Annotated in this window: 13 protein-coding genes and 1 tRNA gene; 11 read left to right on the forward strand and 3 right to left on the reverse strand. The window is 65.4% G+C overall.

What is annotated here, in order from left to right:
* Nucleotides 1-253: 253 nt before the first annotated feature.
* The 5 genes from cyoA to ABIC51_RS04355 all read left to right on the forward strand — a co-directional run bounded on the left by cyoA (nucleotide 254) and on the right by ABIC51_RS04355 (nucleotide 4,789).
* Nucleotides 254-1,141, forward strand: a complete 888-nt coding sequence (gene cyoA, locus ABIC51_RS04335) for a ubiquinol oxidase subunit II (RefSeq protein ID WP_027787056.1) — start codon at nucleotides 254-256, stop codon at nucleotides 1,139-1,141.
* A 3-nt stretch (nucleotides 1,142-1,144) separates the two neighbouring features.
* A complete protein-coding gene (gene cyoB, locus ABIC51_RS04340; RefSeq protein ID WP_021162481.1) occupies nucleotides 1,145-3,151 on the forward strand; it encodes a cytochrome o ubiquinol oxidase subunit I in 2,007 nt (668 codons plus the stop codon).
* Nucleotides 3,151-3,759, forward strand: a complete 609-nt coding sequence (cyoC, locus tag ABIC51_RS04345) for a cytochrome o ubiquinol oxidase subunit III (protein WP_021162482.1) — start codon at nucleotides 3,151-3,153, stop codon at nucleotides 3,757-3,759. Before cyoB ends, cyoC begins: the two co-directional genes overlap by 1 nt.
* Nucleotides 3,760-4,092 carry a cytochrome o ubiquinol oxidase subunit IV gene (cyoD, locus tag ABIC51_RS04350; protein ID WP_011352504.1) on the forward strand — a complete coding sequence of 111 codons (333 nt, stop codon included), beginning with the start codon at nucleotides 3,760-3,762 and terminating at the stop codon, nucleotides 4,090-4,092.
* A gap of 331 nt (nucleotides 4,093-4,423) precedes the next feature.
* Nucleotides 4,424-4,789 carry a hypothetical protein gene (locus tag ABIC51_RS04355; protein ID WP_354006377.1) on the forward strand — a complete coding sequence of 122 codons (366 nt, stop codon included), beginning with the start codon at nucleotides 4,424-4,426 and terminating at the stop codon, nucleotides 4,787-4,789.
* 315 nt (nucleotides 4,790-5,104) lie between these two features.
* Here ABIC51_RS04355 and ABIC51_RS04360 read toward each other — a convergent pair whose 3' ends face one another.
* Nucleotides 5,105-5,488 carry a hypothetical protein gene (locus ABIC51_RS04360; protein WP_155647991.1) on the reverse strand — a complete coding sequence of 128 codons (384 nt, stop codon included), beginning with the start codon at nucleotides 5,486-5,488 and terminating at the stop codon, nucleotides 5,105-5,107.
* A 423-nt stretch (nucleotides 5,489-5,911) separates the two neighbouring features.
* Nucleotides 5,912-6,038, reverse strand: a tRNA-Arg gene (locus ABIC51_RS04365).
* A gap of 75 nt (nucleotides 6,039-6,113) precedes the next feature.
* Here ABIC51_RS04365 and ABIC51_RS04370 point away from each other — a divergent pair.
* The 5 genes from ABIC51_RS04370 (at nucleotide 6,114) to ABIC51_RS04390 (ending at nucleotide 11,459) form a co-directional block, all read left to right on the forward strand.
* Nucleotides 6,114-6,797 (forward strand): ABC transporter substrate-binding protein, encoded by a 684-nt coding sequence (locus ABIC51_RS04370; protein ID WP_148668953.1) that lies wholly within the window; start codon nucleotides 6,114-6,116, stop codon nucleotides 6,795-6,797.
* A 50-nt stretch (nucleotides 6,798-6,847) separates the two neighbouring features.
* Nucleotides 6,848-7,891: a microcin C ABC transporter permease YejB gene (locus tag ABIC51_RS04375; RefSeq protein WP_060197069.1), complete on the forward strand. Its 1,044-nt coding sequence runs from the start codon at nucleotides 6,848-6,850 to the stop codon at nucleotides 7,889-7,891.
* A gap of 48 nt (nucleotides 7,892-7,939) precedes the next feature.
* On the forward strand, nucleotides 7,940-9,037 hold the full coding sequence (locus ABIC51_RS04380) for an ABC transporter permease (RefSeq protein ID WP_048020867.1): 1,098 nt from the start codon (nucleotides 7,940-7,942) through the stop codon (nucleotides 9,035-9,037).
* The gene (locus tag ABIC51_RS04385) at nucleotides 9,034-10,656 is read left to right on the forward strand and encodes an ABC transporter ATP-binding protein (protein WP_027787060.1); all 1,623 of its coding nucleotides are present in this window, start codon (nucleotides 9,034-9,036) and stop codon (nucleotides 10,654-10,656) included. The genes ABIC51_RS04380 and ABIC51_RS04385 overlap by 4 nt, the downstream gene beginning before the upstream one ends.
* Before the next feature lie 128 nt (nucleotides 10,657-10,784).
* Nucleotides 10,785-11,459 carry a C40 family peptidase gene (locus ABIC51_RS04390; protein WP_146252839.1) on the forward strand — a complete coding sequence of 225 codons (675 nt, stop codon included), beginning with the start codon at nucleotides 10,785-10,787 and terminating at the stop codon, nucleotides 11,457-11,459.
* Between the two features lie 144 nt (nucleotides 11,460-11,603).
* Here ABIC51_RS04390 and ABIC51_RS04395 read toward each other — a convergent pair whose 3' ends face one another.
* The gene (locus ABIC51_RS04395) at nucleotides 11,604-12,530 is read right to left on the reverse strand and encodes a patatin-like phospholipase family protein (protein WP_027787062.1); all 927 of its coding nucleotides are present in this window, start codon (nucleotides 12,528-12,530) and stop codon (nucleotides 11,604-11,606) included.
* A gap of 280 nt (nucleotides 12,531-12,810) precedes the next feature.
* On the opposite strand from ABIC51_RS04395, the gene gltX reads away from it, so the two are divergent.
* Nucleotides 12,811-14,220, forward strand: a complete 1,410-nt coding sequence (gene gltX, locus ABIC51_RS04400; RefSeq protein ID WP_027787063.1) for a glutamate--tRNA ligase — start codon at nucleotides 12,811-12,813, stop codon at nucleotides 14,218-14,220.
* Nucleotides 14,221-14,331: the final 111 nt, after the last annotated feature.

Raw genomic sequence — 14,331 nt, forward strand, 5'->3', positions numbered from 1 at the left:
AACGGGGCTCATCGCGCGGCGGTGCGGCCGTTGCGTACACATCGATCGCGGTCCGGCGCAGGTAGCGCCGGGCCCGCTTGCGGCTGCGTGAAATTGCCCCGCGACAATGTGTCTCACAACAGATTCTGCAATGATGATTTTCCGCATTAGCTGGTTCTTCATCGCACTCGCGCGACGTATGATTCGGCCACTTTCGTGGATCGAATGCGCATCGGGCATACGCAAACGGATTCAATGACCCTCGGGCGGTGTGATGAAAAGAAGAGCTTCAAAAGGCGGGGTGGCGCTGATGTCGATCGGCGCGGCCCTGAGCCTGTCAGGCTGTAATTTAGATGTACTAAATCCGAAAGGAAGCGTGGGTGCTGCCGAAAAGGCGCTGATCGCGACGTCCACCTGGGCGATGCTGGTCGTCGTCGTGCCGGTGATCCTGCTCACGCTGTGGTTCGCGTGGCGTTACCGCGCATCGAACCGCAATGCCACCTACGCGCCGAACTGGTCGCACTCGACCGCGATCGAGGTCGTGATCTGGACGGTGCCGACGCTGATCATCCTGTTCCTCGGCGTGCTCACGTGGAAGACCACGCACGAGCTCGACCCGTACAAGCCGCTCGAGTCGTCGGTGAAGCCGATCGACGTCGAGGTCGTCGCGCTCGACTGGAAGTGGCTGTTCATCTATCCGGAACTCGGCATCGCGTCGGTGAACCAGCTCGCGATTCCGGTCGGCACGCCGGTGAACTTCCGCATCACGTCGGATTCGGTGATGAACTCGTTCTTCATCCCGCAGCTCGGCGGCCAGGTCTACGCGATGGCCGGCATGCAGACGCGCCTGCACCTGATCGCAGACGAGCCCGGCAACTACGCGGGCACGTCCGCCAACTTCAGCGGCCGCGGCTTCTCCGACATGAAGTTCCGCACGCTCGCCGAGCCGCGCGAACAGTTCGATGCATGGGTGCAGAAGGTGAAGGCCTCGCCCGACCGTCTCGACGCGACCGTGTACGGTACCGTCGCCCAGCCGAGCGAGAAGGCGCCGGTGCGCTACTTCTCGTCGGTCGATCCGCGGCTCTTCCACAACATCATCGCGAAATACAACGATGGCCACGTCCTCGACCTGAAGGACGCCGCCTGCGGCACGAAGGGGTAACGCATGTTCGGCAAACTCACACTTTCGGCGATCCCGTTCGATCAGCCCATCATCATGGGGGCAGGCGCCTTCATGGGGCTGGTCGTGCTGGGCATTCTCGCCGCGCTGACGATCACCGGCCGGTGGAAATGGCTGTGGACGGAATGGCTGACCACGGTCGACCACAAGAGACTCGGCGTGATGTACATCATCGTCGCGCTGATCATGCTGCTGCGTGGCTTCGCCGACGCGATCATGATGCGCATGCAGCTCGCGCTCTCGTACAACGGGCCCGGCTACCTGCCGCCGCACCACTATGACCAGGTCTTCACGGCACACGGCGTGATCATGATCTTCTTCATGGCGATGGTGTTCATGGTCGGCCTGATGAACCTGGTCGTGCCGCTGCAGATCGGCGCGCGCGACGTCGCATTCCCGTTCATCAACTCGCTCTCCTTCTGGATGACGGCCGTCAGTGCGATCCTGATCAACGTATCGCTCGTGATCGGCGAATTCGCGCAGACGGGCTGGCTCGCGTATCCGCCGCTGTCGGAGCTGCAGTTCAGTCCGGGGGTAGGGGTCGATTACTACCTGTGGGCGCTGCAGATATCGGGCGTCGGCACGCTGCTGACCGGCGTGAACTTCTTCGTGACGATCATCAAGATGCGCGCGCCGGGCATGACGCTGATGAAGATGCCGGTGTTCACGTGGACCGCGCTCTGCACGAACGTGCTGATCATGGCGTCGTTCCCGATCCTGACCGCGACGCTCGCGCTGCTCGGCCTCGACCGTTACCTCGGCATGCACTTCTTCACGAACGAAGCCGGCGGCAACGCGATGCTGTACCTGAACCTGATCTGGGCGTGGGGCCATCCGGAGGTGTACATCCTGATCCTGCCGGCGTTCGGGATCTTCTCGGAAGTCATCGCGACGTTCGCGAAGAAGCCGCTGTTCGGCTACAAGACGATGGTGTACGCGACCTGCGCGATCATGGTGCTGTCGTTCCTCGTGTGGCTGCACCACTTCTTCACGATGGGCTCGGGTGCGAACGTGAACGCGTTCTTCGGCATCATGACGATGATCATCGCGATCCCGACCGGCGTGAAGGTGTTCAACTGGCTGTTCACGATGTACCGCGGCCGGATCGAATTCACGACGCCCGTGCTGTGGACGATCGGCTTCATGGTCACGTTCACGATCGGCGGCATGACCGGCGTGATGATGGCGATTCCGGGTGCGGACTTCGTGCTGCACAACAGCCTGTTCCTGATCGCGCACTTCCACAACGTGATCATCGGCGGCGTGCTGTTCGGTTATCTCGCGGGCTTCAACTACTGGTTCCCGAAGGCGTTCGGCTTCAAGCTGAACGAGAAGCTCGGCAAGGCTGCGTTCTGGTTCTGGCAGGTCGGCTTCTACGTCGCGTTCGTGCCGCTCTACGTGCTCGGCTTCATGGGCATGACGCGCCGGCTCAACCACTACGACAACCCGGCCTGGCATCCGTGGCTGCTGGTCGCCGCATTCGGCGCCGTGCTGATCGCGGTCGGCATTGCGTGCCAGTTGCTGCAACTGGTGGTCAGCATCCGCAACCGCAACCTGCCGGCATACCGCGACACGACGGGCGATCCGTGGGGCGGCCGCACGCTGGAGTGGGCGACCTCGTCGCCGCCGGCCGACTACAACTTCGCGGTGATCCCGCAGGTGCGCACGCTCGACGCGTATGCGGACATGAAGGCACGCGGCGAAGGCCGGCCGAACCCGGCGTCGTTCCGCGACATCCACATGCCGTCGAATACCTGCGCGGGCCTCGTGGTGGCGATCTTCAGCCTGGTGCTCGGCTTCGCGCTGGTGTGGCACATCTGGTGGATGGCGATCGGCGGGCTCGTCGGGATCGTCGCGACGCTCGTGATCTACAGCTCGCGCGATAACGACGGTTATTACATCCCTGCGTCGACGGTGCGCAAGACCGAAGACAAGCAGCCGACGCAGCGCGTGGCCGCGCGCGTCGACGACGTGGAACTGGAGGCCAACTGATGTTGCAGAAAACCTTGAGCGCGACCCTGCTCGAGCACGACGACCATCCGCCGTCGCACTCGGTGTTCGGGTTCTGGCTGTACCTGATGACCGACTGCGTGATCTTTGCCGCGCTGTTCGCGACGTTCGCGGTGCTCGGCCAGCAGTATGCGGGCGGGCCGACCGCGAAAGACCTGTTCGACATTCCGGGCGTCGCGGTGGAAACCGCCGCGCTGCTGCTGTCGAGCATCACGTACGGGTTCGCGATGCTCGCCGCGTACAAGCAGCGACGTGGCGCGCTGCTCGCTTGGCTCGCGGTGACGTTCGTGCTCGGCGCGGCGTTTCTCGTGATGGAACTGCGCGAGTTCTCGCACCTGATCGCGGAAGGCGCGGGCCCGCAGCGCAGCGCGTTCCTGTCGGCGTTTTTCACGCTGGTCGGCACGCACGGGCTGCACGTGACGGCCGGGCTGCTGTGGATGATCGTGCTCGCCGGGCAGATCGTGTTTCGCGGCGGCGACCTGACCGATCGCGACCTGCGACGCCTGACGTGCCTGAGCCTCTTCTGGCACTTCCTCGACATCGTGTGGATCTGCGTGTTTTCCTTTGTTTATCTCGCGAGCGTGATCTAAATGGCCCATTCGCATTCGTCTCAACTCGAAGAAGGGCACGGCAGTGTCGGCGGCTATGTCGCCGGCTTCATCCTGTCGGTGCTGCTCACGGCCGCGTCGTTCGGCCTCGTGATGGGCGGCGTGCTGTCGCCGCACGCGTCGCTGATCGCGCTTGCCGTGCTCGCGTTCGTGCAGATCGTCGTGCACCTCGTGTACTTCCTGCACATGAACGGCTCGTCGGGCCAGCGCTGGAACGTGATGGCGTTCAGCTACACGGTGCTGACCGCGGCGATCCTGATCGTCGGCACGCTGTGGGTGATGCACAACGTCAGCATGAACATGATGTCGCGCTGAGCGGCATCGCGGCGCGATGCGTCGACCGGAGAAGCGGCACGAAGGTGCCGCTTTTTTTTCGTCCGCGAGAACGGCGCTGCGGCCCGCGAGGGCGGTATCGGGGGGGCATCGACTGTACGATTCGGCGCGTGTGCACTGCCGGTGCGAACGCCGATAGGCAAAGGCGGAAGGGAGCCTGGGCGCCTCCGTCGGGCCGTCGATTGTTACAAGACGTTAGCGCAAGCTTGCCCTTGCGATGCCGCGCATCAGTTCTTACAAACTTGAAATATGCGGTGGCAACGCTTGCCGTTATAGTCGAATCACACATCAAACAACCCCCAAAGAGGAATCCATGAAGACCTTGCGTATTGCCTCGCTCTTGACCGGTATGACGGCCTTGCTCGTGTCGGGCGCAGCAATGGCGGGAGTCAATGTCGGGATCAATCTCGGCGTTCCGGCACCGGTCCACGTCGCGCCCGCACCTGTGTATGCGCCGCCGCCTCCGCCGCCGGTCGTCTATCAGCCTGCGCCGGTCTATGCGCCGGCACCCGTCTACGCACCGGCGCCCGCTATCGTGATCGGCTGGCATGGCGACCGCTACTGGGACGGCCGTCGCTACTGGGGTCGCGACGAGTGGTACCACCGTCACGGCGGCCGCCCCGGCTGGGATCGCGGTCACGGCCATTGGGACAACGGTCGCCACAACGGCTGGCGTTGATCGGCAGGGCGCACGCGTGATGTGCGCGCAACGTTCGTTGATGAGGAAACCGCCTGCATGGCGGTTTTCTTTTGGCCCGACGGATTGAATGGGTAGAATCGTCCCTCGTTACTACCCTCATTCGACCGACAGGGCCTCTATGACGAAGGGTTCGCCCCGGGCCGCCGCGCGTGTCCGCCGTGCCGTACGGGTTGCCGGCCGCACGGCCGCGGTGTTCGTGTTGCAGGCGGCGCTGGCCGCGACCGCCGCGCACGCGGCCTACGCCATTGCGCAGTACGGCGAGCCGAAGTATCCGCCGGGCTTCAGGCATTTCGACTACGTCAACCCCGACGCGCCGAAGGGCGGCACGCTCGTGCTCGCAAACCCGAACCGGCTGACCTCGTTCGACAAGTTCAACCCGTTTACGATGCGCGGCAATCCCGCGCCGGGCATCGACATGCTGTTCGAGAGCCTCGCGACCGGCAGCTCGGACGAGCCCGCGTCCGCGTACGGGCTGCTCGCCGACGACATCGACATCGCACCGGATCGCCGTTCGGTCACGTTCCACCTGAATCCGCGCGCGCGCTTTTCCAATGGCGACCCGGTCACGGCCAACGACGTCAAGTTCTCGTTCGACACGCTGAAGAGCAAGCTGGCCGCGCCGCAGTTCGGCGCGTATTTCGCGGAAATCACGAAGGCCGTGGTGGTCGATCCTGCCACCGTGCGTTTCGAGTTCCGCAGCGCGAATCGCGAACTGCCGCTGATCGCCGGCGGCGTGCCGGTGTTTTCGCGCAAGTGGGGATTGCGCGCGGACGGCTCGCGCATCCCGTTCGACCAGCTCGCGTTCGAGCAGCCGATCGGCAGCGGCCCGTACCTGATCGAGCGCTACGACAACGGCAGGACGATCACTTACCGGCGCAACCCGGCGTACTGGGGGGCCGACCTGCCGGTGCGGGTGGGCACCAACAACTTCGAACGGATCGTCTACAAGCTGTACGGCGATGGCGTTGCGCGGCTCGAAGCGTTCAAGGCCGGCGAATACGATGTGCTCGTCGAGTACATCGCGCGCAACTGGACGCGCCGCGACGTCGGCAAGCGTTTCGACAGCGGCGAGCTCGTCAAGCGCGAATTCCGCCAGCACAACGGCGCCGGCATGCAGGGCTTCTTCATGAACCTGCGCCGGCCGCTGTTTCGCGACGTGCGCGTGCGCCAGGCGCTCGACCTTGCGTTCGACTTCGAATGGCTGAACCGCCAGCTGTTCTACAGCGCCTACACGCGTCTGGACAGCTACTTCGCCGACACCGACCTGCAGGCGACCGGCACGCCCGGCCCCGGCGAGCTGAAGTTGCTGGAGCCGCTGCGCGCGCAGCTCGATCCGGCCGTGTTCGGGCCGATGGTCACGCAGCCGGACACGAATCCGCCGGGCTCGCTGCGCGCGAACCTGCTGAAGGCGCGCACGCTGCTCGCGCAGGCCGGCTGGACCTATCGCGACGGCGCGCTGCGCAATGCGAAGGGCGAGCCGTTCACGTTCGAGATCCTCGACGATTCGGGTGCCGCGATGGAAGGTGTCGTGACGGCCTATCAGCGCAATCTGGCGAAGCTCGGCATCGATGCACGTTTTCGCACGGCCGATTTCGCGCTGCTGCAAAAGCGCCTCGACGCGTTCGACTACGACATGACGACGATCCGCCTGCCGGGCGTGCAGGTGCCGGGTGCCGAGCAATACTCGCGTTACGCCAGCAAGTTCGCCGACGAGCCGGGCTCCGACAACCTCATCGGGCTGAAGTCGCCGGCCGTCGACACGCTGCTGCACGCGCTCGGCACCGCGCAGTCGCGCGACGAATTGCTCGACGCGACGCACGCGCTCGACCGCGTGCTGATGCATGGCTACTACGCGGTCCCGCAGTGGTACAGCACGACGCACCGGATCGCGTACAAGCGCACGCTTGGCTACCCGCAGACGCTGCCGCTGTACTATTCGGCCGAGGGCTGGGTCGTGTCGACCTGGTGGGCGAAGCCCGATCACTGAGCCACGCCGCCCTACGTCCAACCCCGCCTACCGATCGCGAGTCGACGCCCATGTGGAGCTACATCCTCAAACGCCTGCTGCTGATGATCCCGACGCTCATCGGCGTGCTGACGCTTACGTTCGCGGTGATCCAGTTCGTGCCGGGCGGCCCCGTCGAACAGGCCGTGCAGGAATTGCGCAAGGGCGCGACGGAGCAGGGCGCGGTGCCGTTCGGGATGCGCGCACACACCGGCGTCGACGCACAGCAGCTCGCGCAGCTCAAGGCGCTGTACGGTTTCGACAAACCGCCGCTCGAACGCTACTGGCTGATGCTGAAGCGCTTCGCGCGCTTCGATCTCGGCGACAGCTACTTCCGCCACCAGAGCGTGTGGTCGCTGGTCGTGCAGAAGCTGCCCGTGTCGATCAGCATCGGGCTGTGGACGTTCTTCCTCACGTACCTGATCGCGGTGCCGCTCGGCATCGCGAAGGCCGTGCGCAACGGTTCGCCGTTCGACGTCGCGACGAGCCTCGTCGTCCTCGTCGGTTATGCGATTCCGGGCTTCGTGCTCGGCGTGCTGCTGCTCGTGCTGTTCGGCGGCGGCTCGTTCTGGCAGCTTTTCCCGCTGCGTGGGCTCACGTCGGACAACTTCGCCCAGCTGTCGCTCGTCGGCAAGGTGCTCGACTACCTGTGGCACATCGCGCTGCCGATCACGGCGTCGGTCGTCGGCAGCTTCGCGGTCGTCACGATGCTCACGAAGAATGCGTTTCTCGACCAGATCCGCCGGCAATACGTGCTGACCGCGCGTGCGAAGGGGCTCTCCGAGCGCAGCGTGCTGTGGAAGCACGTGTTCCGCAACGCGATGCTGCCGCTGATCGTCGGTTTCCCGGCCGCGTTCATCGGCGCGTTCTTCACGGGCAGCCTGCTGATCGAGACGCTGTTCTCGCTCGACGGACTCGGGCTGCTGTCGTACGAATCGGTCGTGCGGCGCGACTATCCGGTCGTGCTCGGCACGCTGTACCTGTTCACGCTGATCGGCCTTGCGACCAAGCTGATCTCCGATCTCTGCTATGTGTGGGTCGATCCGCGCATTCAATTCGACACCCTGGAGCGCTGACATGAAACCGTCCGTCTGCATGCCCGGCGTCACCGGGCGAGGTGCGCGATGAACCGGGCCGTCGTGTCGTCCCGCATCGACGCGGCGCGCGCCCGCGTGTCGCCGTCTCCCGCGCGCCGCGTATGGCAGCGCTTCAGGCAGCAGCGCCTCGGCTACTGGAGCTTCGTGATCTTCGTCGTCGCGTTCGCCGCGAGTCTCGCGGCGCCGCTGTGGTCGAACGACAAGCCGCTCGTCGTGCGTTACGACGGCCAGACCTATTTCCCGATGTTCCATGCGTATCCGGAGACGACCTTCGGCGGCGATTTCCCGACGCCGGCCGACTATCTCGATCCGTATGTGCGCAAGCGGCTCGAGGCGCCCGGCAACTTCGTCGTCTACCCGCCGAACCATTACTACTACGACACGCTGAACTATTTCTCGAACGTGCCGAACCCCGCGCCGCCGTCGCGCGCGAACTGGCTCGGCACCGACGCGCAGGGGCGCGACCTGCTCGCCCGGCTCGTGTACGGGTTCCGCGTGTCGGTCGAGTTCGGGCTGATCCTGACCGTGATCGGCACGCTGCTCGGGATCGCCGCGGGCGCCGTGCAGGGCTTCTTCGGCGGCCGCATCGACATCGTCGGGCAGCGCCTGATCGAGATCTGGAGTTCGCTGCCCGAGCTGTACCTGCTGATCATCTTCGCGTCGATCTTCGAGCCGAGTTTCCTGCTGCTGATCGTGCTGCTGTCGCTGTTCGGCTGGATCGGGCTCGCCGATTACGTGCGCGCGGAATTCCTGCGCAACCGCACACAGGACTACGTGCGCGCGGCGCGCGCGATGGGGCTCACGAACTGGCAGATCATCTGGCGCCATGTGCTGCCGAACAGTCTCACGCCGGTGATCACGTTCCTGCCGTTCCGGATGAGCGGCTCGATCCTCGCGCTCACGAGCCTCGATTTCCTCGGGCTCGGCGTGCCGCCGCCGACCCCGAGCCTCGGCGAACTGCTCGCGCAGGGCAAGGGCAACCTCGACGCATGGTGGATCTCGTTGTCGACCTTCGGCGTGCTGGTCACGACGCTGCTGCTGCTGACCTTCATGGGCGACGCGCTGCGCAACGCGCTCGATACGCGGATCGCCGATTCGGTGCGCGCGGCGGGAGGCCAGCGATGAGCGAACCGGTCGTATCGACGCAGCATGAGCCGCTGCTGGCGCTCGAGCATCTGCACGTGCGCTTCGGCGACACGGTCGCGGTGGACGACGTGACGCTCGAGATCGGTCGCGGCGAGCGCGTCGCGCTGGTCGGCGAATCGGGTTCCGGCAAGAGCGTGACCGCGCTGTCGATCCTGCGGCTGCTGCGCGACGCCGACGTGAGCGGCGCGATCCGCTTCGCGGGGCAGGATCTGGCTGGCAAGAGCGAGCGCGAGATGCGCGGGCTGCGCGGCTCGGACATCGCGATGATCTTCCAGGAACCGATGACGGCGCTCAACCCGCTGTATACGATCGGCGTGCAGATCGGCGAGACGATCGTGCTGCACGACGGCGTATCGGCGGTCGAGGCGCGCAAGCGTGCGATCGCTCTGCTTGCGCGCACGGGCATCGCGGAGCCGGAGAAGCGTGTCGACAGCTATCCGCACCAGTTGTCGGGCGGCCAGCGGCAGCGCGCGATGATCGCGATGGCGCTCGCCTGCCGGCCGCGCCTGCTGCTGGCCGACGAGCCGACCACCGCGCTCGACGTGACGATCCGCGCGCAGATCGTCGACCTGCTGCTGGAACTGCAGCGCGAGGAAGCGGAAAAGCGCGGGATGGCGATCCTGCTGATCACGCACGACCTGAATCTCGTGCGGCACTTCGCGGACCGCGTCGCGGTGATGGAGCACGGCCGGCTCGTCGAGAGCGGGCCGGTCGAGCGGATCTTCGCGGAACCCGAGCATCCGTATACGCAGCGGCTGCTGAACAGCCGTCCGCAACGCGCGGTCGCGCCGGTGATGCCGATCGCGCCCGTCGTGCTCGACGCCCGCCACGTGAGCGTGCAGTTCGCGCGCAAGCGGCCGGGCATCGCGGGCTGGTTCGGCTCGGTACCCGTGACGGCTGTCGCGGATGTGTCGGTGTCGGTGCGGCAGGGCGAGACGCTCGGCATCGTCGGTGAATCGGGATCCGGGAAGTCGACGCTCGCGATGGCGCTGCTCGGCCTGCAAAAGACGGCCGGCGGCACGATCGAATTCCAGGGGCGCGCGCTGTCGACCTATCGCGGCCGCGAACAGACCGCACTGCGCTCGAACATGCAGGTGGTCTTTCAGGATCCGTTCAGTTCGCTTTCTCCGCGTCACACGATCGAGCGGATCGTCGGCGAGGGGCTCGAACTGCATCGCCCGGACATGACGCCCGATGCGCGTCGCGCGAAGTCGCTCGCGGTACTGCGCGAAGTCGGCCTCGACCGCACGGTGCTGCACCGTTATCCGCACGAATTCTCGGGCGGGCAGCGCCAGCGGATCGCGATCGCGCGCGCGCTGGTGCTGGAACCGCGCATCCTGATCCTCGACGAGCCGACGTCCGCGCTCGACGTGTCGATCCAGCAGCAGGTGCTCAAGCTGCTCGCGAATTTGCAACAGAAATACAACCTCGGCTATGTATTCATCAGCCATGACCTGGAGGTGATCGGGGCGATGGCGCATCGCGTCGCGGTGATGCAGGGCGGGGCCGTCGTCGAGTCGGGAGAGGTGGCCGACATCTTCACCAGGCCGTCACATCCTTACACACAAAAGCTGTTGAAAGCGGTCTGGAAAGCGTGATAGGCCGCCAATGGTCTGATCATCTCGATTGTATTTATTAATTTGTTTTGACAAACGATTACGCGCTGGCTAGTATCGACCGAAATTTTCCGCCAATCAGCTGATTTTTAAGCAAATTCCATCGACCAATGCAGCATCGATCCCTGACCCAGGCATGCGCGCGCACCATCGCCGGGCTATTCATCGGCGCCCTGTTCGCAGCAGCACCCGGCGCGTTCGCCGACGAAGTCAGCAGTTTTAACCAGAATGTCACAAATTCGACGCAGAACGCGTCGAATTCCTCCCTCCAGCAGACCAACGCGCAGCCGTCGGGCGGCGGCGCGAAGTCGTTCCTCGCCGGCATGGCCGGCAAGGCGGGCGACGTGGTCGTCGGCGCGCTGAACATGATCGGTGTGCGCTATCGCTGGGGCGGCAACTCGCCGGATTCGGGCCTCGACTGCAGCGGCTTCGTGCGCTACGTGTTCCAGGACACCCTCGGCATGTCGCTGCCGCGTCGTGCGGAAGAGATGAGCCGCGTCGGCGAGAAGGTGAGCATGAGCAACCTCAAGCCGGGCGATCTCGTGTTCTTCAACACGATGCGCCGCACGTTCTCGCACGTCGGCATCTATATCGGCGACAACAAGTTCGTGCACTCGCCGTCGACGGGCAGCACCATCCGCGTCGACGATCTCGATAGCGGCTACTGGGAAAAGCGTTTCACCGGCGCGCGCCGGCTTGAGTCGGAGTTCCCGATGAAGCCGGAAGATCTGCGTCAACGCGTGCGCGCGACGATTGGCGACGATTCGGCGAACGGCAACAACTGACGTTCGACGGCCAGTCCGGCCGGATCGAAAAAACCCTGTCACCGAAAGGCGGCAGGGTTTTTTGTTTTGGGGCGGTGCAAACGGTGAGACGGTCGCGCCGTCGTTTGAGGGCCGGCGGCGCGCGCCGGCCTGCTCATCGCGTGCTTACGCGGCGGCCACGCCGCGCGCTGCCGCGAGCTTGCGCTGCAGTTCCGGCATGATGCGCGCGACGGCTTCCTCGCCTGCAAGAATGGCCGCGTTGCGCTGGTTGAAGTCGCTGCCGCCCATGGCCGCGAGGTTCGGGCGGATCACGACGTCGGCGTACTTGTCGAGCTCGTAGGTCTTGATCGTCTGGCCCATGATCGTGAAGGTCTGCAGCAGCATCTCGATCGGGTTGTTGGTTGCCGCGCCGTCCGGCCGGGCCGAGATGTCGACCGCGATCACGAAGCTCGCGCCCATCTTGCGCGCGTACGACGCCGGCACGGGGCTCACGAGGCCGCCGTCGACATATTCGCGGTTGCCGATCTTCACCGGTTCGAACACCGACGGCACGCTGCATGATGCACGCACCGCGAGCCCCGTGTTGCCCTGCTGGAACAGGATCGGCTGACCGCTCTGCAGATCGGTCGCGACAATACCGAGCGGCTTAGCCATCTTCTCGATCGGCCGGTTGTTGAGCGTCTTGTTCAGGAAGTTCTGCAGTGCCACGCCTTGCAGCAGCCCGCGCGAACGGAACGGCAGCGCCCAGTCGCTGATCGCTGCCTGATCCATGTCGAGCGCGATCTTGTTGATCTGCAGTGCGCTCATGCCCGACGCATACAGTGCGCCGACCACCGAGCCCGCGCTCGTGCCCGCGACGATTTCGACCGGGATGCCGCGCGCCTCGAGCGCCTTCAGCACGCCGATGTGCGAGAAGCCGCGCGCGGCGCCGCCACCGAGCGCGATGCCGATCTTCACCGGCTTCTCGCGCGGCTGCGTGGCGCCGGAGGCATTGTCCGAACGGGATTTGTCGCCGAACGACGTGCAGGCGGCGAGGCTGGCGGACGCGGCGGCGATCGTGAAGTGGCGGCGCGACAGGCGAGGGGACGACATCGAATGGTTCTCCGGCGGCTTGGCGGCGGGTTACACGGCCCGCGGCGGCGATAGGTTCCGAGCGGCCGCGCGGCAGGTTCCGTGCGGCCGGTGCCGCGCCGGCTGGCGGCCGCGGCGCGCACATCATAAAGCAAGCGGCGCGCTTGGCGCGATGTCCGGCGCGAGTATAATTCCGGCTTCTTTCCCGTTCCGGGCGCGGCCGGCCCCGTTGCTGTCCGGGCTGCCGCCGTCGATCCCGCGTCGAATCATTCATGCGCCCCAGGCGTTCGAGTTACCGTTTATGACCCGTCCTGTCCGTACCCGCTTCGCGCCGAGTCCCACCGGCTTCATCCACCTCGGCAACATCCGCTCCGCGCTCTATCCGTGGGCGTTCGCCCGCAAGATGAAGGGCACGTTCGTGCTGCGCATCGAGGACACCGACGTCGAACGCTCGTCGCAGGAAGCGGTCGACGCGATCCTCGAAGGGATGCAATGGCTCGGCCTGGATTTCGACGAAGGCCCGATCTACCAGATGCAGCGGATGGACCGCTATCGCGAGGTGCTCGCGCAGATGCTGGAGAAGGGGCTTGCATACCCGTGCTACATGTCGGCCGAGGAACTCGACGCGCTGCGCGAACGCCAGCGCGAGGCCGGCCTGAAGCCGCGCTACGACGGCACGTGGCGTCCGGAGCCCGGCAAGGTGCTGCCGGAGCCGCCGGCCGGCGTAAAGCCGGTGCTGCGTTTCCGCAATCCGCTGACGGGCACGGTCGTGTGGGATGACGCGGTGAAGGGGCGCGTCGAGATTTCGAACGAGGAACTCGACGACCTCGTGATCGCGCGTCCGGACGGCACGCCGATCTACAACTTCTGCGTGGTGGTGGACGACATGGACATGGGCATCACGCACGTGATCCGTGGCGACGACCACGTGAACAACACGCCGCGCCAGATCAACATCCTGAATGCGCTCGGCGGCGAGGCGCCGGTCTACGCGCACCTGCCGACCGTGCTGAACGAGCAGGGCGAGAAGATGAGCAAGCGGCATGGCGCGATGAGCGTGATGGCGTATCGCGACGCGGGTTTCCTGCCCGAAGCGGTTGTCAACTATCTCGCGCGCCTCGGCTGGTCGCACGGCGATGCCGAGATCTTCTCGCGCGAGCAGTTCGTCGAATGGTTCGATCTCGAGCATCTCGGCAAGTCGCCCGCGCAGTACGACCACAGCAAGCTGAGCTGGCTGAACGCGCATTACATCAAGGAAGCGGACAACGCGCGCCTCGCCGAGCTGGCCAAACCGTTCCTCGCTGCACTCGGCGTCGACGATGCGGCGATCGCCACGGGCCCGGCGCTCGATGCCGTGGTCGGGCTGATGAAGGATCGCGCGACGACGGTCAAGGAGATCGCGGAAGGCGCTGCGATGTTCTACCGTGTGCCGGCACCGGATGCCGATGCGCTTGCGCAGCACGTGACCGATGCGGTGCGTCCGGCGCTGGCCGATCTCGTCGCTGCGCTGAAGGCGGCCGACTGGACGAAGGAGGCCGTATCCGCCGCGCTGAAGGCGACGCTCGGCACGCACAAGCTGAAGATGCCGCAACTCGCGATGCCGGTACGCCTGCTGGTGGCGGGGACGACGCATACGCCGTCGATCGACGCGGTGCTCGTCCTGTTCGGTCGCGATGTCGTGGTGTCGCGCATCGAGGCCGCGCTGGCCTGAGATTCGGGGGCGAGCGAAGCTGCCCGTGCGTGACATCGCGGCAGCTTCGCAAAAAATTTCGCTCCAATCGCAAAAAGGGTATTTACAAGTTCAAAGTAGCTCCATATAATC

The organism is Burkholderia sp. 572 (assembly GCF_040545135.1).
GTDB lineage: Bacteria > Pseudomonadota > Gammaproteobacteria > Burkholderiales > Burkholderiaceae > Burkholderia > Burkholderia cepacia.